Here is a 22056-nt window from a genome sequence, read left to right on the forward strand (position 1 = left end):
GTGGTCCGCCGAGGTGGGGCGCTGCTGCTCATCGTCCTCCTGCTGTCGAGCGTCGCGTCGTCGGCCTCCGCCGACGGCGGTCTGATCACCAGCGACCCTGCCGCGGGTGCCGCCGTCTCGGCGGCGCCCGCGGCCGTCGCGCTCACGTTCTCCGACGCGCCGGACCTGACGCTCTCCCACGTCGCCGTGCTCGACGACGCGGGCAACCCGATCCAGTCGGGCGACGCGCGACAGGGCCCGGAGCGCACCGTGACCGTGCCGATCACCGTCGTTCGTCCCGGCAACCTGACGGTCGCCTTCCACATGGCACTCGCCAACGGGGGCGAGGCCACCGGAAGCCTGCGGTTCAGCGTGGGCACCGGGGTGGCACCTCCGGCGCCGTCCGAGGTCGTCCGGCAGGCCACCGCCGACGCGCTCGCCGCGCACCAACACTCGATCGACCCGATGAGCGCCTTCCTGCTCTTCGTCGACGGCCTGGCCGTGGTGGTCGTGCTGGCACTGCTGTACCTCCGCCGGCCGTACCAGGCCGCGTCCGACGCGCCCGACCCGCGTCCGTGATCCTTCCGGCGGCGCCGACGACCAGCCCACGAGGCCACCGGCTGATCGCCGCCCCGCGATGGGTGATCGGCGGCTGACATCACAAGCAACAAGGGGCCCCGCCGGACGGCGGGGCCCCTTGTTGCAGGTCAGCTGCCGAAGTTGGCAGCCATGGCCGCCGCGATGCGCTCGCGCCAGACCGCGAACGCCGGGGTCTCCCCGTCGGCGGGCAGGTCGACAAGCGCCTCGTCGGTGACCTTCGAGGCGCTGGCCGGCGACATGCCGCAGAGCAGCTCGGTCGCCAGCTCGGTGTGAGGCTGGACGAGGTCGGCCTTGACCCGGGACGCCGCCGCGAAGGCGACGCCCTGCATGAGCTGAGGGCGGTACGGGCCGGCCAGGTCCCGCAAACGGCGCAGTTCGGTGTCCGACGCGCCGCCCGCGTACCCCGCGGCGAGGCCGGTGCCCGCCCACAGGTCGGGTCGCCGCGCCACGGGGAAGCGGTTGAGCAGACCGGCCACCGTCTCGGGGTCGGTGCCGCCGACGAACCACGACGCCCGGCCGATGCCCTGGTCGATGGCGTTGTTGGCGTACGCGTGGCCCGGCCACGGGAAGCGTTCGTCGCGGAACTGCTGGTGCACGTAGCGTTTGGTGACGAAGTAGGCCTGGTGGAATCCGTAGCCGTCGAGGACCAGCCAGCGCAGCAGCGGGTCCGGGGCGTACAGGGTGGACCAGCGGAAACGGGGAAGCCTGGCCATGGCCCAGCCCACCCCGACGTAGACCATGTAGACGTGGTGTCGGGCCCGCCCGTCGAGGAAGTCGGCGACGTGCCGGGTCCCTCCGCCGGGCAACCCGTCGCGCATCGCCAGGGCCATGGCGGCGCCCTCGTAGGCGAAGCCGCGATAGCCGGTCGGCACTTGTTCCAGCGACGGTTCGGCATCCGTGGGCCGCTTCGCCTCGGCCGCGACCGCGTACCCGGCGAGGAATGTGCTGCCGACGGTCTCCAACCGCTCCCGCCCGGCTGCGGACTTCACGTGGAAGCCGCGGACGTCCATCCTGGTGGCCGCGACGTCGGGGGTCAGCACCCTGCGTCGCAGGCTGCGCCAAACGCTCATCGAACCCTCCTGTCCTCATCGTGAATGTTGGCGAGGCGGGCCCGGATCCGGTGGCGCCACACCTCGTAGTCGGGTTCCTCGGTGTCGGCGAAACCCACGGCCGCGACGTCGTCGGCCAGCGCCGCGGCCTTCTCGGCGGGCAGGCCGGCGAGGATGGTGACACCCGCCTCACTGTGTTCGGGTAGGTAGCCGGCGAAGGTACGCGCCTTCGCGGCGAAGACCGAGCCCTGCCCGAGGTGGTCGCGGTGCGCACCGGCGGCGGTGCGGAGGTGCCGCAGCCCTTCGGGTGTGGTGCCGCCGGCGAACGTCGCGGCCAGACCGACCCCGCTCCACAGGTCGGCCCGCCGCTCCGGGGCGAACCGTTCGACGGCCGCCGTGACGTCGGCGGGTTCGCCGCCGTGGATGAACCACAGAGCACGACCGATTCCCTGGTCGACGGCCCGCGGAAAGTAGTCGGCGCGGCCGAGCCACGGGTACGGCGCCAGCCTGCGCTGCTGCCCCACCCACCGGTCGGTCTCGAAGTAGGCGCGGTCGAAGCCGTAGCCGTCGACAGCCAACCAGCTCATGGTCGGGTAGTAGGGGGTGCCGGTCAGGTCCGGTAGCACGTTTTTCCACAGTGGACGGGGCAGCCGGGCCATCGCGAAGCCGATCCCGATGTAGGTCAGGAAGGTGTGCGGCAGGCCGGGGCCGCTCAGCAGGTCCCGGGCCTGGTGGCGGCGCCCGCCCGGCATGGCGTCGCGGACCGTCAGTGCCATGGTGGCGCCCTCGTAGGCGAAGCCGCGCTGCTCCTGGTCGACCAGTTCCAGGCGTCGTTCCAGTTCCCACTGGTCACGCGCCTCGATACCCCACTCGAAGCCACAGATCACCGCCTGTGGGATCGCTTCCAGACGCTCGGTTGTCGGGCTCGGCCTGACCGGGAAGCCCCGGCCTTCGAACGTGACGTCGGTCAGCGACGGTGTCAGCGCCATCCGGCGGATCGCACCCAGCATCGGCATGTCGCTCGTACCTCCCAAGTTTTGTTCCATCGTGCGCGCGGGTGCCCCGGCGGTTCGTCTTCAGGCGTGCGCGGTCGACCGACGGCACGACGGAAGAACGGCACGGATCGCGACGGGAACACAATGTCCGCAGCGATGAATCTGCGGCCTGGAGGCATTTCGTGGAAGTTCCAGACAAGACCATCACGATCGAGGCTTTTGCCGACACGATCATTCCAGGAGAGAAACGCTGGCCGGACGATCGCGCGATCGCGGGCGCCGCAACCGGCGCCGGCGCGGTCGCGGCCGGCGCGCTCGCACTACTGGAGCTGCCCGCCGGAGGTCTGGCCGAAGCGCTCGATTCCCTCGCGGTGACCCTGAACGAGCACGCCGACGATTACGCGCACGAAACCGGGCTCAGCCTCGATGCGTCGGTGCCGTCGTTCGTGGCGCTGCCCTTCGACCACCGCACCGCTCTGGTGCGCATCCTTACCGACCCCGGCCATCCCGAGAAGCAGATGTGGGTGAGCCTTGCCCTCTTCTGCAACATGGCCTTTGACAGCGCGGCCCACATGAGCACGCCGACGGCCTTCGCGAGCGGCCATCCGGGGCTTCTCACCATCGGCTATTCCCAACCGAACGCCGACGGGGTCTACCGGTTTCCAGAGTTCAGCTACGGACGGCAGCTCGCCGACCACCATCCACAAACGACTGCGACGGGGAGCCCCGCATGACCGCTACGGAATCGACCGACATCCTCGTCATCGGCAGCGGGTTCGGCGGCGCGATCGCCGCCTATCACCTCGCCGCCGGTGGCGCCCGGGTGGTGGTGTTGGAGCGCGGGCCCTGGCTGCGCGCGGACGAGTTCGACCACGACTTCGAGCTCGGTAAGTCGTACACCCGGATCTTCGACTTCGTCGTGGGCGACGGGATGAGCATCCTGGGCGGCAACTGCGTGGGTGGCGGCAGTGTCGTCTACTTCGCGACGATGCCACGCGCGCCTCGGTTCGTCTTCGACCGGCAGGGCAGCATCGGCCGGCGGATGTGGCCGGCGGCGATCAACCGCGACACGCTCGACCCGTGGTACGACCGGGTGGCGGAGGCGTTGCCGATCACCCAGCAGACCTGGGACCGCATCCCCTATGCCGGCGGGCTCTGGGGGGCGGCGTGCCGGCACGCCGGACGGACCGCCAACCCGGCGCCGGCGGCGATCGACGTGGACCTCTGCACGAACTGCAACTGGATGATGGCCGGCTGCCGGTTCGACGCCAAACGCTCGCTGTTGCTCAATTATCTGCCGGCGGCTCTCGACCACGGTGCCGAAATCCGCCCGCTGCACGAGGTGCAGCATCTGTCCCGGAATTCCGACGGCGGCTACCGCGTGCATTACCGGATTGTTGACGGAGAGGACTACAGGATTCTGCACGAATCCGGCGAGATCGACGCGAAGATTGTCGTCGTCGCCGCCGGATCCGGCGCCACTCCAGTGATTCTTCAACGTTCGGAGCCACACCTCGGGAAAATGCCACACGCAGTCGGTCGGTATTTCTCGGGTAACGGCGAAAGGCTGAATACCGCAATTTTCGACGAAGAAAAGGTACGCGACGTGCTCGGCCTGAGCCGATCCGACGGACGCGCGTACTCCGCTTATCAGATCGGACGCGGCCCCACTGTCGCTTCCTGGGACAAGCTCGACGGCTCACTACCCGAATACGAACGTTTCTCGCTGGAGCAGCTCTACTTCCCGCCCGGGCTCGGCACGATTCTGGCGCAGGTTCCGGGCGCGACCGGGCCGAGCTGGTTCGGCCTGGAGAAGAAGGAGATGCTGCGCCAGTGGCAGTCGTGGTTGACGATCTTCACGATGTCGGAGGACGACAACGAGGGGGTCTTCGGGCCGCCACCGGAGACCGGCAACGCGCATCGGCTGTCGCAGCAGATGCTCGGGGTGGGCTCGCTGCGCTACGAGCCGACGAAGAACACGTGGCGCGGATGGTCGCTGTCCGACGCCGAGGTAAAGGACATTCTCGAGCGGGACGGGCTGGCCCGGGTCGCTCCCTGGACCAACGACCTGGTCGGCGCGTACACCGTGCATCCGCTCGCCTCCTGCCGAATCGGCGACGACCCTGCGACCTCGGCCCTCGACGACCGACACGAATTGCGTGACCACCCGGGCATCTTCGTCACCGACGGCTCGGCGGTGCCCGGCGCCCTCACCGTCAACCCGGCCCTGACGATCGCGGCGCTGGCCGAGCGGGCGATGCCGGGAATCGTCGCCGCGGCTCGGGCGCGAGGGGTTCCGGTCAGCTACAACGGCACGTTGCCCGCCCCAGCCACGGCGCCCGCCGTCGCCGCTCCCGCGGGTTGATGCTCAGGGCGAACATTGACAATGCGGAAGATTGAACTTTACGCACCCTTTGAGCTGTCTCGACTCCTGGGCGTGTATTGGAGACTATCACTATCTACCACGGAGCCGCCCCTACTCCACGATTGCGCTCCGTATCCAAGCAAATCTGCAGTGTTGCGGCCGAGGGCGGGATCGACTAACGTCGACATGGATCTCGGTGGATCACCAACCGGACACCGGCGGTGACCGAGAGGCGTATCTCAGAAATTGATTTACGCCTTTGGTGAGACCGGCAAGCTGTTCTCACGAATTGCTGGGGAGGAATCGTGGGGGACGCGGTTGAGGAAGCAGCGAAGCGCGCAATTGAGACAATGCGCGAGAACCTCAGCGAGCAAATCACCGTAAGCGACATGGCCCGAGCGGCGATGTTCAGCAAATTCCACTTCACCAGGATATTCCAACGCGCAACCGGAGTGTCGCCAGGCCGTTTCCTGTCGGCACTCCGGTTGCAACGCGCGAAGGATCTACTGGTCTCGACGTCGCTCAACGTCGCGCACATCAGTGTGCGAGTCGGCTACAACAGTGTCGGAACGTTCAGCTCGCGTTTCAGCAAGAGCGTTGGAATGTCACCGACGGCGTACCGCAAGCTGGCCGGATACGCCCCGCACATTCCGGTGGCGCCCACGCCGGCCGCGGGCACACCATCGACAGCCAGCATCCACGGTCAGGTCCACGCGTCCAGCCAGGCCAGCCCGGGTCTCGTGTTCGTCGGTCTCTTCCCGGACCGCATACCCGAGGGCCGGCCGATCCGATGCACCATCCTGTCCGGTCCCGGGTTGTTCCACTTCACCGGCGTGCCGCCGGGCACCTGGTACCTCCTGTCCCAGTCGGTCACCGGCGATCCCACGGAGATCGCCACCGACCCGCACAGCCGTCCCATCTTCGTCGCCACCCACGGGCCACTTGCCATCGCCCACGACACCGTGCTCACGGTGGATGTCAACCTTCAGCCCGTGACGGCCCTGGACCCTCCGGTCCTGCTCGCTCTCCTCGACGCCCGCAAGGTGGCGCTCAGCGTCGTAGCCGCCCAGGAGAAGGCTCGGGCCGCCACCGTCCTCTCCGCACGCTTTCCGGCCCGGTCGGTCGACCGTCCGGCCGCCTGACCGGAATCACCCACCCGTGCCCGTGCCCCCCGCTTCCGGTGTGCACGGGCACGCGGTCGTGATTCAACGACACCGGCTCATCGAAGAGTGGTCGACATGACGGGTCTACCTGGGGGAACCGATGCGCATTTCCTATCTGAGCAAAGAGACGGGCCTACCCGTCGCCACAATCAAGTACTACCTCCGGGAACGGCTCCTTCCCCCTGGTAGACCCACCGGTCGCAACCAGGCCGACTACGACGACCGTCACCTGCGCCGCCTGCAACTCATCCGTGCGCTCACCCACGTCGGGAAGCTCGACCTGTCGACCGTCCGGCAACTACTCGCGAGCATCGAGGACCGCCAGCTTCCCCTGGCCGGGCTCTACGAGGTGACGCACTCACTCAGCGGCGGAGCCGCCAATCTGTCCGACGCCACCGCCGACGTCGACCAGTTCATCGACGAGCTGGGCTGGGCGGTGCACCCCGACGCGGCCGGCCGCGCCCAGCTCGCGCAGGTCGTCGCCGCCCTGCGCCGGCTCGGCTGCGACTGCAGCATCCAGTTCTTCGCGCCGTACGCGGCGATGACCGAGCAGCTCGTGGCACAGGAGATGGCCCTGCTGCCCGCCGACCACGCCGACGTCGATCGGGCGGCAGCGGTGGTTCGAGCGGTGCTGCTGGAGGTCGCCCTGACCGCTGTGCACCGGATGGCGCGCGAGCACTACGTCCACCAGTGGCTCGGCAAGGGCTCATCCGAGCACCCCGCTCGCGCGGAGGCCGCCGCGGACCGGGCGTGAGCCGCCGCGATCAGGGCGTGGGCCACCGCAGACCGGGCGTGAGCGGCTGCGGCGTGCGGTGAGCAGCCCGGGCAAGGGCTGACCGGGTGGAGCGGTGTGGTTGTCGTCGCCCACGACAAGGCCAGAGATCACGCGACGGTGCCCGGACACGGGCTGTCCTCCTGTCGAAGTCCCCGATCGGAATCAACTGTGGTTGTCGTGGCCATCCGAGCATGCCGCTAACAGCGGTGCGCAGTCTTCTTTGAGAATGCCGAGTTGGACGCGACCAACGCGCACTCCAGGAGAACGGAACGGCCTCTGCCAGCACTAGCCTCGGCAACGTCGGGATGCAACACCGACCGACCTCCTCGCCACCATCCAAGAATCGAGGACCAGCGATGACCACCAGTTCCTCCGCACCGTTGGTGACTGGCATCTCCGGCGCCGACCAAGTGGCCATAGCGGCGGTACCCGGCCGCCTGGTCAAAGCGTGGGCGGCTCAGGACGCGCAGGCGTTCGCGGACATCTTCGTCGACGACGGGTCGATGTTGCTACCGGGTGTCTACCGCCAGGGCAAGGACAACATTCGCGATTTCATGTCGACCGCGTTCGGTGGCCCGTTCAAGGGCACCCGGGTCACCGGCACGCCGGTGGAGATCAAGGCGCTGGCCCCGGGTGCGGTCGCGCTGATCACGGAGGGTGGTGTCATCCCGGCCGGCGAGACGACGCTGCCCGACCGGGCGGCCATCCGCGCGTCCTGGATTCTCGTCAACCACGACGGTGAGTGGCTGCTCGCCGTCTACCAGAACTGCCCCCGCGACCGCGTCGCCTGACCCGACCGGCACCCCGAACCGAACGACGCCGATGACTGCCAAGAGTCATCGGCGTCGTTCTCGGCCCCGGTCAGCCTCTGGGCGGATCGAACAGGGTGGGGAACTTCGCGGTCAGGGCCAGGTCGCCCTTGGTCTTGAGGCGACCGCGCATCACCAGCGCCACCGCGTGCGCGTTGCCCGTGACGAGGTTGAGGAAGTCGACCCCACCCAGCGAGAGCGTGAGATCGGGGTGTCGACCGTTGCCCGGTGTGCTGACGCAGGCACCGTCGGCGATGACCATCTCGTAGACGTCGACGCCGCCGTCGGGCCGGTCGCCGATCCGCCAGTGGATCACAGCGGTGAGCGCGCCGGCACGATCGGCGCGGAACACCTGGGGCATGTTGGTGAAGATCTCGTCGATGACGTCCGTCCGCCGCGGGCCGTGCATCAGCCGGCGCAGCTCGCCGTTGGGGGTCTGCTTGACGAACACCGCGAGCTCGCGCGGGCTCATCGTGGTGGGGTCGCTCATAGGGATTAGGTTGGCCGATCAGCCACCTGACGGACATCTCCGAGAGTGCGTTCAGTGGCGGATCCGCGCAGGTCGCGCACGTAGCGAGACGACGGCGCGGGGGTGACCGTCCAATGATTGATCCGACCTGCTCCACAGGCGCGCACCGCGCACCAACCGTCCGGCCGCGGGAACACCGGTGTCCCCTTGCGCGGCACGACATGAGCCCTGTAGCGGAAGGAAGAACCACATGACAGCACAGCCCGATGTGTTCGCCGATCTGGTCAGCGAGGGCGACGCGTTCGACACGCTGATCGCCGACCTGGACGACGCCGGTTGGCGCGCCGAGACGCCCGCCGTCGGCTGGACGGTGGCCCACCAGGTGGCCCACCTCTGTGCGGTGTTTCGCCTGGCGGGGCTCTCGGCGTCCGACCCGGACACGTTCAGCCGGTTCCTCTCCTCCATGAGCGGCAGCTTCGAGTCCAACGTCGCCGCCGCGATGGCCCCGTACCTCGCCGCCCCACCGCCGGCGCTGTTCGCCAAGTGGCAGGAGGAGCGGTCGGCCGCGGAGAAGGCGTTGGCGGCGCACGCGCCGACCGACATCGTGCCGTGGCTGGTCCGTCCGATGCCGGCCGCCATCCTGGCGGGCGCCGGCATGATGGAGTTGTTCGGCCACGGGCAGGACGTCGCCGACGCGCTCGGCGTCGAGCGCCGCCACACCGACCGGATCCGGCACCTGTGCGGGTTCGCCGCACGCACCTGGGACTTCGGTTACCTGGCCCGTGAGGAGGACGTTCCGGATGTGGAGTTCGGCTACACTCTCACCGCCCCGTCCGGCGCCACGTGGACGTTCGGCCCGCCGGACGCGGACCAGCGGATCAGCGGCCCAGCTGTCGACTTCTGTCTGCTGGTGACCCGCCGACGGCACCGCGACGACCTGCGCCTGAGCGCGGTCGGCCCGGACGCCGAGCACTGGCTGGACATCGCGCAGGCGTACCGGGGTCCGGCAGGATCGGGCCGCCAGCCCGGCCAGTTCGCCGCCGCGACGCGCTGACGACTGGGGGACGACGATGACGGCACCGACCCTGCGGGCGATCCGGGGCGCGATCCAGGTCGACCGGGACAGTCCGGACGTGGTCGGGGCCGGTACGCGGCTCCTGCTCGACGAGGTCGTCCGGCGCAACGAACTGGCGCCGGACGACCTCGTCAGCATCCTGTTCACCGCCACACCCGACCTGGTGAGCTGTTTCCCGGCGGTCGCCGCACGCCAGCTCGGTCTGCACGACGTACCCCTGTTGTGCGCCGCCGAGATCGACGTGCCCGGCGCGCTGCCCCGGGTCGTGCGGATGCTGGCCCACGTGCTGACCGCACGGCCGCGAGCGGCCGTGCGGCACGTCTATCTCGGAGGCGCCGAGGTGCTGCGCCCCGATCTGTCAGCGATGCAGCTCGCCGGCGTTCACGTCGAGACACTGCCCGGTGATGGCGCTGGCCAGGTCTGACGCGAGGAAGACGACGGCGTTTGCCACCTCGTCCGCCTCGGGCAGGCGACGCAGGTCGAGGCTCGCCGCCGTCTCGTCGTAGACCTGCTTCTCGGTGATGCCGCGCTCCTGGGCCAGGTAGGCGAAGTAGCCGCGGAGCCCGTCGGACCAGACGTAGTTGGGCATCACGGTGTTCACCCGTACGCCTGATGGGCCCAGCTCGGTCGAGAGGCTCTGCGCCAACGCGAGCAGACCGGCCTTCGACATCCGGTACGCGCCGAACGACGGCTTCGACTGCCGTACCACCATCGCGTTGATCATGACGATGGCGCCGTTGTGTTCGGTCAGCGTCGGGGCCAGCCGTTGGGTGACCCGCAGCGCCCCGAACACGTCGGTCTCCAGGCTCGCCCGCACGGCGTCGACGTCGATCGCTGTGAGGTCGGTGAAGGTCGGCACCGCGAACGCGTTGTACACCAACACGTCCACCCGCCCGAACGCCCGCAGCGCCGAGTCGGCCAGGGCGGCGACCGCGGCGTCGTCGGTCAGGTCGGTCGGCGCCGCGAGCGCCCGCCGGCCGAGCTGTTCGACCTCCTTGGCCACCTCGGCGAGGACCGACTCGTTACGTGCGGCCAGTACGACGTCGGCGCCGGCCCGGGCACAGGCGAGCGCGATCGCCCGCCCGAGCCCCGGCCCCACACCGGCGACCACTGCGACTTTGTCCTGCAACATCAGCGCTCCTCACGTCGAGAGATCGTTGCGCGCCCACCGCAGGTGATCGAAGGACGCGAGGTCCGGCACTGTCCAGCCGTCGATGTCGTACTCGCTCATGCACTCGTCGACGAACCGCTTGTAGCCGTCTATCTGCCCCGAGGCGAGTTGCGCGAAGTACATCTCGACCCGGGTGTTCTCGTGGTTGCCGGAGTAGTTGCGCTCGTAGAGCTCGTGCCGGCCGCCGAACTCGGTGCCGACCGCGTCCCACAGCAGCTTCATCAGCTTCACCCGCTCCATCGCGGTGCTGCCGTCGGAGCCCCGCATGTACTGGTCCAGGTATCCGCGGATCGCCGGGTTCTTGAAGTCGTCGGCGCTGGAGTTGAGGTAGATGAGCCCGCTGGCCACGTCCTGCATGATGATCTCGCGGACCCGGGGATAACCCACCTGCATGAACCACCGGTACGCCTGCCCGTACTCCGGGTTCGGCAGCACCGCCCCGTTCTTCCACGGCACGGGGTTACGCGCGGCGGCGTCGGACAGCGCCCAGAAGAGATTGCGCCAGGCCAGCACCTCACCCAGGCGGCTCTGCACCCCCCGGAAGTCCTTCGTGCCGGTCAGGTCCAGCGCCTTGGCCAGCAGGCCGGCGATGAATTCGAGTTTCACCGCCAGCCGGGTCATGCCGTGGAACGTGAACCGCTCGGTGAACCCCGAGCGCCCGCCGAACATCTGCACCTTGCCAAGGTCGCCGTAGACGAACACGTTCTCCCACGGGATCTCGACCTTGTCCAGGATGAGCACCGTGTCGTTCTCGTCCAGCCGTGACGACAGTGGGTAGTCGAACGGGCTGCCCATCACCGCTGCCGTCGCGGCGTATGACGGCCGGCAGATCAGCTTCATCCCGCGGGCGCCCATCGGCACGGTGGCGATCAGCGCGAACTCCCGTCGTTTGACAGGCATCCCGTGGTGCGAGATGAAGTTGAAGTGGGTCAGGGCGGACCCGGTCGCGACGACCTTCGCGCCGCTGACGATCAGGCCGGAGTCGGTTTCCCGCTCGACGTGGACGAACACGTCGCGTACCTCGTCGGGCGGCCGGTTGCGGTCTACCGGGGGGTGCACGACCGCGTGGTTCCAGAACTGCACCTGCTCCTGGGAGCGGCGGTACCAGGCCCGAGCGTTGTCCGCGTACTCGCCGTAGAAGTCGGCGTTCGCGCCGAGGGTGCCGAGGAAGGAGGCCTTGTAGTCCGGGCTGCGCCCCATCCAGCCGTAGCTCATCCGGGCCCACGCCGCGATGGCCTTCTGGTCGGCGACCAGGTCCTCGGCGCTGTGCGGCGTGGTGAAGAACCGGTGGGTGAAGCCCGTGCCGCCGCTGTCCACCGGTGCGGTGAGCACCGGTGCGGTGGCCGGGTCGTGGAGCGAGTCGTAGAGCCGCGCGGTCATGCGTACCGCGTTGGCGAACGCCGGGTGCGTCGTGACGTCCTTGACCCGGTCGCCGTAGAGGTAGATCTCGCGATCGTCACGCAGGCTCTCGATGTACTCCGCGCCGGTGTAGGGCCTGGTCACCGTAGTTCGCTCTGCTGAGCGCTCGCGGCAGCGGCGGCGAACTCGCCGCGGGACAGGGCGGCGGTGACGGTTTCCAGGTCGTCGGCCATGTAGCGGTCGCGGTCCAGGGTCGGCACCATCGAGCGGACGTGGTCGTAGGTGGCCTTGGCGACCGGGCTCAGGTCGCCGTACCGCTTGGAGATGTCGACGGCCTGCGCCGCGGCCAGGTACTCCAGGGCCAGGATGGTGTCGTTGTTGCGCAGCACCCGGCGGGCGTTGCGGGTGGAGATCAGCCCCATGCTGACCACGTCCTGGTTGTCGCCGTTGGACGGGACGCTCTGCGTGCTCGCCGGCCCGATGGTGCGGTTCTCCGCGATCAGGGCGGTCGCCGGGTACTGGGCGCCGGCGAAACCGCTGTTCAGGCCCGGATCACCGGTGACCAGGAACTCCGGCAGACCGTAGCTCAGGTGCCGGTTGAGCAGGCGGTTGGACTGCCGCTCGGAGAGCACGCCGAGCTGGGTCAGCGCGATCGTGAGGAAGTCCATGACGAACGCGACCGGCTGTCCGTGGAAGTTGGCGCCGTGGAAGATCTCCTCGCCCTCGAAGAAGAGCGGGTTGTCGTTCGCCGAGTTCAACTCGATGCCGATCTTGTTGATCGCGTGGTAGAGCGTGTCCCGCACGGAGCCCAGGATCTGCGGGATGGCCCGCAGTGAGTACGCCTTCTGCAGGTAGACCTTCGTCCGCGTGACGTCCTTGCCGGACTCCTTGCCGGCGGCCACCTCCTTGCGCAGCTGGCTGTGCTCCACAGTGGACAAACTGCCACGCATCAGCGTCCGCAGGTTGGCCGCCGTGTCGATCTGCCCCTGATGCGGTCGCGCGATGTCGTGCCCCTCGGGCTGGAACGGGCTCATCGAGCCCCGCAGCGCCTCGATCACCAGGGCGGTGACGATCTCCGCCTGGCGTACCTGCGTCATGGCCCGGTCAGCCACGAGCGCGCCGACACCGGTCATCGCCGACGTGCCGTTGATCAGCGCGAGCCCCTCCTTGAAACGCAGTTCCAACGGCTCGATGCCGTGCTTGCGCAACACCTGACCGGTGGGCACCTTGCCGGTGCCGTCGAGCACGTAGCCCTCGCCGATCACCGTGGACGCGATGTGCGACAGCGGCGCGAGGTCGCCGCTCGCGCCGAGCGAACCGATCTCCGGAATGGCCGGAGTGATGCCCAGGTTGAGGTAGAGCGCGAGCCGCTCCAGCAACTCGGGGCGTACCGCGGAGTGGCCCTTGGCCAGCGCGTTCAGCCGAGCGGTCACGATCGCCCGCGACTCGTCGCGGGCGAACAGCGGGCCGACGCCGGCGCTGTGGCTCCGCACCAGGTTGGTCTGGAGTTCGACCTCCTTGGAGGGGTCGACCAGCATGTAGATCATCTCGCCGTATCCGGTGGTCACCCCGTACACCGGGATGTCCTGACGCACGATGTCCTCGAACATCGCGCGGCTCTTGCCCGCTCGAGCGAGCGCCGACGGCGACACCTCGCAGGTGGTGTCGTCCTCGGCGATCCGCCGAATGCCCGGAATGTCGAGAGTGTCGCCGTCCAGCACGACAATGTTCTCGTTCGTTGTCACTGTCCTCACCTCATCACAGCCGTGGTGCCGGGTCGGGTCTGGTGGGCTCGCCGGGATGGGCGACGCCCGGTGCCTGCCGTCGTGGTCCGTCCTCGTCGCCGGCGACGCTGACAGCGTTGGCGAGGGTGCGGAGCGACGGGTTGGCGTAGAAGTCACGGATCGGCACATGCACGCCGAACCGTTCGAAGACGCGGTGGAGCAGAGCCGGGATCAGCGCGGAGCGTCCGCCGGCCGTGAAGAAGCTGTCGTCGAGGCCCGGTACGCCCGCGTCGACCACCTCGGCCCACAGGGCCGCGAGGATCTGCTCGGTGTCGGTCAGTGACGCCGTCGCCGCGGCCCGCGCCGGGCGCGACAGCTCCGGCAGTCGCCGCCGGTCGACCTTGCCCCCGATGTTGCGGGGAAGCCGGCCGTGCACGGTACGGAACACGACGGGGATCACCTTGCCGAGCCGCTGGCGCAGGTGGGCCCGCCACACCTCGGGCGAGCCCTCCCCGGCTCGGATCGGCACGACGTACGCGTCGAGGCGGTTGACCATCCCGTCCGGTCCACGGACCGCGACCACGCCGCACTCGCGTACCGAGGAGTGCGTCTGCAGCGCGGCCTCGACGTCGCCCAGTTCGAGACGCACGCCGTACACCTTGATCTGGAAATCCTCGCGGCCCCGGTATTCCAGGGCGCCGTCGAAGCGCCAACGGCCCAGATCACCCGTGCGGTAGGTGCGGATGTCGGACTGTCCACCGACCGGAGCGAACGCCGTGGACGGTTCGACAGCGCCGAGGTAGCCGGCGGCCACGAAGGGACTGCGGATGACGATGGCGCCGGTGACGCCCTGCGGACAGGGCCGCTCGTCGTCGTCGAGGACGAGCACCTGCCGGCCGGGAATCGCCCGTCCGATCGGCGTCGAACCATCCACCGGTCGGTCGATCGGCTGCCAGGTGGCCGCGATCGTCTCGGTCGGCCCGTAGAGATTCGCCAGGTGCACGTCGGGCAGGCTGCCGTGCAACCGGTTGACCAGCTCGCCCGGCAGCGCCTCACCCATCAGCAGCAGGTGCCGCAGGGCGCGCATGGGCCGGTCCGCGCGGCTGGTGACCACCCGTAGCAGTTCGCGGGCGAAGCTCGGCACGGTCTGCAGGTGGGTGATCTCCCGGTTGGCCATCCAGTCGACGAGCCTCTCGCCGTGGATCCGGATGTCCGGCGCGGGCAGGCACAGCGTGCCGCCGCTGGTCAGCGTGGCGAACACCTCGCACAGGGCAGGGTCGTGGTCGGGTGCCACCCACTGCGCCACCCGGGCGCCGCCGCCCATCTCGAACTCCGCGCCGAGCCAGGTGACGAACTGGCCGAACGCCGAGTGCGGCTGGGCGATGCCCTTGGGCCGTCCGGTCGATCCGGAGGTGTAGGCGACGTAGGCGACCGCGTCAGCGTCGATCGTCGGCAGCGCCCCGGCCCCGGTCAGGGTCGCCACGTCGTGCACGGCGATGTCGAGTTCGATGCGAGCCCAGCGGGCCAGCTCGTCGCCGTCCGGGTCACCGGCGACCAGCAGACAGGCGGGACGCAGGTCGGCGAGCACGGCGCGACCGCGATCACCCACGTCCCCGGTGCCGAACCAGCACAGGTGTCCGCCGGCGACGAGCACCCCGAGCAACGCGGCGATCTGCTCCGGTCCGGAGGGGAGTCGCACCACCACCGGCCGTCCGCCCGCACCCCGCGCGAGCAGCGCGGCGGCGATTTCCCGGGCCCGCGACCACAGCCCGGCGTACGTGAGACCGCCGCTGTCGGTGAGCACCGCCAGGCGCTCCGGGTGGGTGTCGACGATCCGTCGCACCAGTTCGTGCACCGGCGCGTCGACAGGTGGTCCGTCGGCGATCCTGTCGTCACCGCCCAGCTCGTGGGCGGCGGGGATCGGCTGGTCCATCGGCAGGGCGGTCGCCGGCGTGTCCGGCGTGGCGACCCCGGCGGCGAGGACGGTCAGCACCTGGTTGGCGATCCGTTCGACGGATTCGTCGTCGAACAGCTCCGCGCGGTAGGCGAAGGTGCCGATCGTCGCCGGCCGGGTCGCCACCCGCAGTTCCAGGTCGGCGATCGTCGCCGGAGGGTCGATGTCCTGCCGGGTCGCCGTGGTGTGCGCCAGGCGCAGGGTGGAGTGCTCCTCGGCTGTCTCGTCGACAAGCACGTTGACCAGCGGGATCGTGCGCGGGTCCCGGGGTGCGCCGAGCAGTTCGACGAGACGGCCGAACGGCAGGTGCCGCTGGTCGGACAGCGCGTCGAGACGGCCGGCGACCTGGTCGACAAGCTCCCGGAAGGTCGGCGCGCCGGTCAGGTCGACGTCGATCAGGGCGAGGTTCTCGAACGGCCCGACCAGCCCGGTCGGCGTGGTCGCGAGCCGGGTGCCGACCCGGGTGCCGACCGCGATCCGGCGCTCGCCGCTGTAGCGCGCCAGGACCACCTCCAGGGCGGCGAGCACGACCGCCAGCGGAGCCGTGCCGGCGTCGAGCGCGAGCCGGTGTACGTCGGCGGCCAGTTCGACACCCCAGTCGAAGTGGTACACGCCGGCGCGCCAGTCGACGTCGGTGCCCCGGTGCCGGTCGGTGGGCAGCTCGACCGGCGCGAGCGGAGTGGACTCCCGCCACCATTTCTCGGCCCGTCGGACGGCGGCCTCGACCGCGCGTGCGGTGCGCACGTGCTCGGAGAACCGCGGTGCGGCATCCGCGCCGACCGGGCGCGCCGGTCTGTCACCCAGGGCCGCGGCATAGTGCCGACCCAGCTCGTCGATCAGGGTCGACATCGAGGTCTCGTCCGCGACGATCTGGTGCGCGACGAGCACCAGGCAGTGCCGCAGTGGGGCCAGTCGGGCCACGCCGAGCCGGGCCAGTGGGCCCCGGTCGAGGAGGAACGGGGCCGCCACCTCGGCGGCGAGGAACGCCTCGACCGTCGGTTGGCCGTGGCGTCCGCCGGTCGAGCAGTCCACCACGGACAGCACGGCGGGCAGGCTCTCGTCGAACACGGCGCGGCCGGATTCGGTGAAGCGGACGCGCAGGACCTCGTGCCGGTCGACAAGCGTCGTCCAGGCCGTCCGCAGCGCGGCGACCTCGAGCGGACCGGCGATCCGGTACGCCCGGTAGCGGTGCAGCGCCGGGGACCGGGGCGTCAGACGATCGAGGAACCAGAGGCCGTCCTGTGCCGCGGAGGTGGGAAGCACGCTCGTCGTGTCGTGAATGGACATCTGCGACCGCCCCCTTCTGCTCGGAAAAGTATGTCAATGCGGGGTTCCGGCCCTCAACTCCCGAATTGCGGTGTTGAAGGGGTTACGTTCTCGGCGCGCAGGCGCTACACGGCGAGCGACGCCAGGCTCTCGGCCCGGCTGGTGTCCTCCCAGGTGAACGTGGGCAACTGCCGACCAAAGTGCCCATACGCCGACGTCGCTCCATAGATCGGGCGGAGCAGGTCGAGGTCCCGGATGATGGCCGCCGGGCGCAGGTCGAACACCTCCGCCACTGCCTTCTCGATCCGCTCCGGCGCGACGGTCTCGGTGCCGAACGTCTCGATCGACAGGCTCACCGGCTCGGCCACGCCGATCGCGTACGCCACCTGGGTCTCGCACTTCCGGGCCAGACCGGCCGCGACGATGGTCTTCGCCACCCACCGCATCGCGTACGCCGCCGAGCGGTCCACCTTGGACGGATCCTTGCCGGAGAACGCGCCGCCACCATGGCGGGCGTACCCGCCGTAGGTGTCGACGATGATCTTCCGGCCGGTCAGTCCCGCGTCACCCATCGGGCCACCGATCTCGAATCGCCCGGTGGGGTTGACCAGCAGACGGAGGTTGTCCACGTCGAGGTCGAGCGGTTCCAGTTCCGGCAGCACGACGCTGTCCCGGACGTCCGGGCTCAGCATCGTCTCCAGCGAGATGCCGGAAGCGTGTTGAGCGGACACCACCACTGTGTCGACCCGCACCGGACGCCCGGCGTCGTACTCGATGGTGACCTGGGTCTTGCCGTCCGGCCACAGGTACGGCAGCAGGCCGTCCTTGCGCACGGCGGTAAGCCGACGGGACAACCGGTGGGCCAGCGCGATCGGCAGCGGCATCAGCTCCGGCGTCTGATCGCACGCGAAGCCGAACATCATTCCCTGGTCGCCCGCGCCTTGCGCCTCGCCCGCCTGGTCGACCCCGAGGGCGATGTCTCGCGACTGCGCGCCGATCGACACGCTGACACCGCAGGACGCTCCGTCGAAGCCCTTGTACGACGAGTCGTACCCGATGCCCAGGATCGTCTCCCGCACGATCGTCGGGATGTCGGTGTAGGCGCTGGTGGTCACCTCGCCCGCGACGTGCACCTGACCTGTGGTGATGAGCGTTTCGACGGCGACCCGGCTGTGCGGGTCCGTGGCCAGCAGCGCGTCGAGAATGCCGTCGCTGATCTGGTCGGCGATCTTGTCGGGGTGACCCTCGGTCACCGATTCGGACGTGAAGAGGTGGCGTCCCATGGCTTCCCCGTTTCGGGATGGTCGGATCACTTGATGGCGAGCGGGTTGATCGGCGAACCGACAGCGCGGGTGATCTTGAGCGGCGGCGCCGCGAAGAAGAACTCCCACACCCCGTCGGCTCGGCAGTCCTCGGTCAGCTCCTCGAAGTCGAGGATCTCGCCGAGCGTCAGGCCCATGTCCCGGATCAGCACCATGTGCACCGCCAGGAAGGCGCCCGGGTCCTCGCCCGGCAACGCCTCGACGGCCCAGTTGTCGGCGCAGACCGCCGCGACGTCGCGGTCCCGCAACCACTGGCAGCTGGCCAGCCCCAGGCCGGGCTCCCCGGCCATGAATCCGGCGTCCTGCCCCTGCTCGACGAACTTGCGCCGCCAACCGGTACGGACCAGCAGGATGTCTCCCGGACCGACGTCCACGCCGCCCTGCCGGGTGATGGCCGCGTCCAGATCGGCCGGGGTGATGACGTCTCCGGCCTCCAACCACGGAACGCCACGCACCGCGGGGATATCGAGCAGCACACCCCGACCGGCGATCCCCTTGCCCTGCCGGTCGATTCCGCAGCGGCCGGCGCCCTTGACGGTCAGCTCGTCGGCGGGAAAGCCGTTGTAGAACTGGCCGTCGTAGAAGACGTGGGCCAGCGCGTCCCACTGCGACGAGGCCTGGATCGGCATGAACAGGAAATCGTCGGCGTACCGGAAACCACCGGGAAACACCTGCTCCGCGCCGGTCTCCGACATCAGGTGTACGGGGTTGCTGCGGAAGCGGCCGTTCTGCGGCCCCTTGTCGTCCAGGTTGATCCCCAGGTCGAAGGTCCGTCCCGCGCGGATCAGTCGGCCGGCCGCGACCAGCCGCTCCGGTGTGATGAGGTTGATGGTGCCGCGCTCGTCGTCCGGGCCCCAGCGACCCCAGTTCCGCAGCCGCTCCCCCACCGCCCGGAAGTCGTCGACCCGGGGTTCGGTGTGGGTCACGAGCCGGCCCGTACGACGCGGGCGAACGCCCGCACGTCGCCGACGAACAGGTCGGGCTCCTCCAGGGCCGCGAAGTGGCCACCACGGTCGAACTCCGACCAGTGCGCCAGGGTCGGGAAGTCGCGCTCGACGAACCGGCGGATCGGTAGGAACACACCCTGCGGGAACACCGCGACGCCGAGCGGCTGCCGGATCGGGGCGTAGCGCACAGTGGGGTTCGAGATCGGCAGGTAGTCGACGGTCTCGTAGTAGAACTGCGCCGACGAGCCGGCCGTGCCGGTGAACCAGAAGATCGAGACGATGGCCAGGATCCGGTCCCGTTCGACAGCGTCCTCGGGCACCTTGCCGGAGTCGGCCCAGTCCTTGAACTTCTCCACGATCCAGGCGAGCTGCCCGACCGGCGAGTCACTCAGGGCGTACGCGATGGTGTGCGGCCGCGTCGCCTGCAGCTTCATCGAACCGGCCAGCACGTCGAGGAAACGCTGCGAGCGGGCCAGGCGCCGCCGATCCTCGTCGTCGAGCACGTCCGAGCCGTCGCCCGCTGGCGTGGTCACCAGCGTGTTCAGGTGAAGACCCACGACGTGCTCCGCGTCGATCTGGGCCAACGCGTACGAGATGCCGGCGCCGAAGTCGCCGCCCTGCGCGAGATAGCGGTCGTAGCCGAGCCGGCTCATCAGCTCCGCCCAGGCCTTGGCGACAGTGAGGTTGTTCCAGCCGGGCGCCGGCATCGGCCCGGAGAACCCGAATCCCGGCATCGACGGGATCACCAGATGGAAGGCGTCGGCCGCGTCCCCGCCGTGCGCGACGGGGTCGGTCAGCGGGCCGATCACGTCGAGGAACTCGGTCACCGAGCCGGGCCAGCCGTGCGTGATGATCATCGGAGTGGCGTTCGGCTCCGGTGAGCGTACGTGCAGAAAGTGCACGGGCGAGCCGTTGATGGTGGTGACGAACTGTGGCACCTCGTTGATGCGCCGCTCCATCGCGCGCCAGTCGAACCCGTCGCACCAGTAGTCCGCGAGTTCGCGTAGGTAGTCGGCGGGCACGCCGCGGTCCCAGCCGGCGTCGAAGAGCACGGGCCAGCGGGTTTCCCGCAGTCGGCGGCGGAGATCGTCCACGTCCTCCTGAAGAATGTCCACGCGGAACCGTTCCATATCGGAAATCCCTTCGACGACGGGCGCAGCAATGTCCGCTACGACGGAAGTCAATATCACCTGCCCGAACCGGAACGGCGCACCTTCCATATTGCTCCGGTTCGACTCTTGCCCCGGCCGGGAGCAGCGCACTCCGGAAGATGCGTGACGGCAGCGGTGGTGCAAGGGTCATATGGGCGTCCGCCGTCAGTTCCGACGCGCATTTCACGGACTCCCCAACCCTTCGAGGAGGATCGATGTCGATCACCGACGCTCCGCCCCGCGCCGACCTCGTCCGCGCGGCCGCGGAGCTGGTGCCGTTGCTGGCCCGGCACGCCCAGTGGAGCGAGGACAATCGCCGACTGCACGACGAGGTAGTGGAGGCGTTGAGTGACGCGGGCATCCTGCGGATGCGGGTGCCCGAGAGGTTCGGCGGCTACGAGTCCGACACTCGCGCCGTCACCGAGGTCATCGCCGAACTGGCCCGCGGTGACGGCTCAGCCGCCTGGACCGTGGCGGTCTGGCACATCAGCAGCTTCGTCGCCGGCCTCTTCCCGGACTCGGTGCGGGAGGAGGTCTTCGCCGACCCGTCGGTCCGCATCAGTGGCATCCTCAGCCCGACCGCGATGGCCGTCCCGACCGAGGGCGGCTACCTGCTCAACGGCAAGTGGTCGTTCAACACCGGCGCGACGCAGAGCCAGTGGAACGCCAACGCCGCCGTGCGGCCCACCCCCGACGGGGGTTACGAACCGATCATGACCCTGATCCCGATGGCCGACCTGCAGATCGTCGACGACTGGCACACGTCGGGCCTGCGCGGCTCCGGCAGCGTCTCGACGGTCGCCGACGGCGTGTTCCTGCCCGAGGAGCGCGTCATGTCGATGGTCCCGATCATCATGGGTCAGCACCCGATGCAGCAGGACCCGAACACCACGATGTGGGGTGGCCCGTTCATGCCGGTGGCCTGCGCGACCGTCGGCGCGACGGCGCTGGGCCTGGCCCGCGCCGCCAAGGAGGCGTTCTTCGAGCGGCTCCCCGGCCGAAAGATCACCTATACCGACTACCCCGACCAGAGCCAGGCGCCGTTGACCCACCTCCAGGTGGCCGAGGCCGAAATCAAGATCGACCAGGCAGAGTTCCACGAGTACCGGGCCGCTGACCGGGTGGACCGCAAGGGCACGTCGGGCGAACAGTGGACGCTTGAGGAACGCGCCAAGGCGCGCCTCGACCTCGGCGCCACCTGCCAGGCGGCCAAGGACGCCGTCGACGTGCTCCGCACGGCGAGCGGAGGATCCTCGGTCTACCAGCATGTGCCGATCCAGCGGATCCAGCGCGACGTGCAGACGCTGAACCTGCACGCGATCATGCACCCCAACACCAACCTCGAACTGTACGGCCGGATTCTGTGCGGAATGGGGCCGAACACGCAGTACCTGTAACAGGGGCCCACCAGCCCGGCCGGGCCCGGATGCGTCAATCGCTCCGGGCCCGGCCGTCCGTTTGTCCGGGCTATTCGAATGCGCCCGACGAGAGCGCAATAGCGAAGAACACATTCGGCGATATCACCGACATCATATGCGGTGGGGGTCGCCGAATTCGCCGGCCGACCCGTGCGGCAACCATCAGCTCTTATCTCGGGAGGATTCCCATGCCGATCGACCCACCCGGCACGCTGACCGTCACCGATATCGAAAAGCAGGTCGAATCCATCTGGCGGGACGTTCTCAACGTACCCGCCGGCCAGACCGACGGAACGTTCTTCGAGCTGAACGGGCAGTCCATCTCCGCCGTGCGGATCGTCGCCCGCGTACAGGAGGAGATCGGCGTCCAGATGGACCTCGGTGACCTCTTCGAAGACCCCGACCTGGCCACTTTCACGCGCGACATCGTCGCGAAGGCCGAAGCCCGAGGAAGGTAGTCCGACC

General features: G+C 69.3%; 20 protein-coding genes. 10 read left to right on the top strand and 10 right to left on the bottom strand.

Annotation, left to right across the window (positions count from 1 at the left end):
• Window positions 1-558, top strand: a complete 558-nt coding sequence (locus tag NIE111_RS10815) for a copper resistance protein CopC (RefSeq protein ID WP_238684258.1) — start codon at window positions 1-3, stop codon at window positions 556-558.
• 128 nt (window positions 559-686) lie between these two features.
• Here the strand turns inward: NIE111_RS10815 and NIE111_RS10820 are convergent, their stop codons facing one another.
• Window positions 687-1649 (bottom strand): DUF1702 family protein, encoded by a 963-nt coding sequence (locus tag NIE111_RS10820; protein ID WP_238684259.1) that lies wholly within the window; start codon window positions 1647-1649, stop codon window positions 687-689.
• Window positions 1646-2644, bottom strand: coding sequence for a DUF1702 family protein (locus NIE111_RS10825; protein WP_238684260.1), 999 nt, complete (start codon window positions 2642-2644; stop codon window positions 1646-1648). Before NIE111_RS10825 ends, NIE111_RS10820 begins: the two co-directional genes overlap by 4 nt.
• Window positions 2645-2805: 161 nt before the next feature.
• Between NIE111_RS10825 and NIE111_RS10830 the strand changes: the two genes are divergently transcribed.
• The 5 genes from NIE111_RS10830 (at window position 2806) to NIE111_RS10850 (ending at window position 7717) form a co-directional block, all read left to right on the top strand.
• Window positions 2806-3357 carry a DUF5987 family protein gene (locus tag NIE111_RS10830; RefSeq protein WP_238684261.1) on the top strand — a complete coding sequence of 184 codons (552 nt, stop codon included), beginning with the start codon at window positions 2806-2808 and terminating at the stop codon, window positions 3355-3357.
• Window positions 3354-4988 (top strand): GMC family oxidoreductase N-terminal domain-containing protein, encoded by a 1635-nt coding sequence (locus NIE111_RS10835; RefSeq protein ID WP_238684262.1) that lies wholly within the window; start codon window positions 3354-3356, stop codon window positions 4986-4988. Before NIE111_RS10830 ends, NIE111_RS10835 begins: the two co-directional genes overlap by 4 nt.
• A gap of 350 nt (window positions 4989-5338) precedes the next feature.
• On the top strand, window positions 5339-6130 hold the full coding sequence (locus NIE111_RS10840; protein ID WP_274530878.1) for a helix-turn-helix domain-containing protein: 792 nt from the start codon (window positions 5339-5341) through the stop codon (window positions 6128-6130).
• A gap of 121 nt (window positions 6131-6251) precedes the next feature.
• On the top strand, window positions 6252-6905 hold the full coding sequence (locus tag NIE111_RS10845) for a MerR family transcriptional regulator (protein WP_238684264.1): 654 nt from the start codon (window positions 6252-6254) through the stop codon (window positions 6903-6905).
• Window positions 6906-7282: 377 nt separating this feature from the next.
• On the top strand, window positions 7283-7717 hold the full coding sequence (locus NIE111_RS10850; RefSeq protein ID WP_238684265.1) for an SgcJ/EcaC family oxidoreductase: 435 nt from the start codon (window positions 7283-7285) through the stop codon (window positions 7715-7717).
• Window positions 7718-7787: 70 nt separating this feature from the next.
• Here NIE111_RS10850 and NIE111_RS10855 read toward each other — a convergent pair whose 3' ends face one another.
• Complete coding sequence (locus NIE111_RS10855; protein WP_210780586.1) at window positions 7788-8225, bottom strand: SCP2 sterol-binding domain-containing protein; 438 nt, start codon at window positions 8223-8225, stop codon at window positions 7788-7790.
• Between the two features lie 229 nt (window positions 8226-8454).
• On the opposite strand from NIE111_RS10855, the gene NIE111_RS10860 reads away from it, so the two are divergent.
• Both NIE111_RS10860 and aroH read left to right on the top strand, forming a co-directional pair.
• Window positions 8455-9258: a TIGR03084 family metal-binding protein gene (locus tag NIE111_RS10860; protein WP_238684266.1), complete on the top strand. Its 804-nt coding sequence runs from the start codon at window positions 8455-8457 to the stop codon at window positions 9256-9258.
• Window positions 9259-9274: 16 nt separating this feature from the next.
• Complete coding sequence (aroH, locus tag NIE111_RS10865) at window positions 9275-9703, top strand: chorismate mutase (RefSeq protein ID WP_238661001.1); 429 nt, start codon at window positions 9275-9277, stop codon at window positions 9701-9703.
• Here aroH and NIE111_RS10870 read toward each other — a convergent pair.
• The 7 genes from NIE111_RS10870 to NIE111_RS10900 all read right to left on the bottom strand — a co-directional run bounded on the left by NIE111_RS10870 (window position 9638) and on the right by NIE111_RS10900 (window position 20152).
• Window positions 9638-10414, bottom strand: a complete 777-nt coding sequence (locus NIE111_RS10870) for an SDR family oxidoreductase (RefSeq protein ID WP_238684395.1) — start codon at window positions 10412-10414, stop codon at window positions 9638-9640. The genes aroH and NIE111_RS10870 overlap by 66 nt on opposite strands.
• A 6-nt stretch (window positions 10415-10420) precedes the next feature.
• Window positions 10421-11953 (bottom strand): 4-hydroxyphenylacetate 3-hydroxylase family protein, encoded by a 1533-nt coding sequence (locus tag NIE111_RS10875; protein WP_238684267.1) that lies wholly within the window; start codon window positions 11951-11953, stop codon window positions 10421-10423.
• Window positions 11950-13554, bottom strand: coding sequence for a tyrosine 2,3-aminomutase (gene cmdF / locus NIE111_RS10880; RefSeq protein WP_238684268.1), 1605 nt, complete (start codon window positions 13552-13554; stop codon window positions 11950-11952). The genes NIE111_RS10875 and cmdF overlap by 4 nt, the downstream gene beginning before the upstream one ends.
• Before the next feature lie 13 nt (window positions 13555-13567).
• Entirely contained in the window at window positions 13568-16774 is a 3207-nt protein-coding gene (locus tag NIE111_RS10885) for a non-ribosomal peptide synthetase (RefSeq protein WP_238684269.1), read from the bottom strand.
• 104 nt (window positions 16775-16878) lie between these two features.
• The gene (gene metK / locus NIE111_RS10890) at window positions 16879-18036 is read right to left on the bottom strand and encodes a methionine adenosyltransferase (RefSeq protein WP_238684270.1); all 1158 of its coding nucleotides are present in this window, start codon (window positions 18034-18036) and stop codon (window positions 16879-16881) included.
• Window positions 18037-18062: 26 nt separating this feature from the next.
• Window positions 18063-19001 (bottom strand): cyclase family protein, encoded by a 939-nt coding sequence (locus tag NIE111_RS10895; RefSeq protein ID WP_238684271.1) that lies wholly within the window; start codon window positions 18999-19001, stop codon window positions 18063-18065.
• Window positions 18998-20152: an epoxide hydrolase family protein gene (locus NIE111_RS10900; RefSeq protein ID WP_238684272.1), complete on the bottom strand. Its 1155-nt coding sequence runs from the start codon at window positions 20150-20152 to the stop codon at window positions 18998-19000. The genes NIE111_RS10895 and NIE111_RS10900 overlap by 4 nt, the downstream gene beginning before the upstream one ends.
• A gap of 236 nt (window positions 20153-20388) precedes the next feature.
• On the opposite strand from NIE111_RS10900, the gene NIE111_RS10905 reads away from it, so the two are divergent.
• Together NIE111_RS10905 and NIE111_RS10910 are read left to right on the top strand one after the other, a co-directional pair.
• Window positions 20389-21570: an acyl-CoA dehydrogenase family protein gene (locus NIE111_RS10905; RefSeq protein ID WP_238684273.1), complete on the top strand. Its 1182-nt coding sequence runs from the start codon at window positions 20389-20391 to the stop codon at window positions 21568-21570.
• Between the two features lie 209 nt (window positions 21571-21779).
• Complete coding sequence (locus tag NIE111_RS10910) at window positions 21780-22049, top strand: phosphopantetheine-binding protein (protein WP_238684274.1); 270 nt, start codon at window positions 21780-21782, stop codon at window positions 22047-22049.
• The last annotated feature ends 7 nt before the right edge of the window (window positions 22050-22056 follow it).

The organism is Micromonospora hortensis, from assembly GCF_022230935.1.
GTDB lineage: Bacteria > Actinomycetota > Actinomycetes > Mycobacteriales > Micromonosporaceae > Micromonospora > Micromonospora hortensis.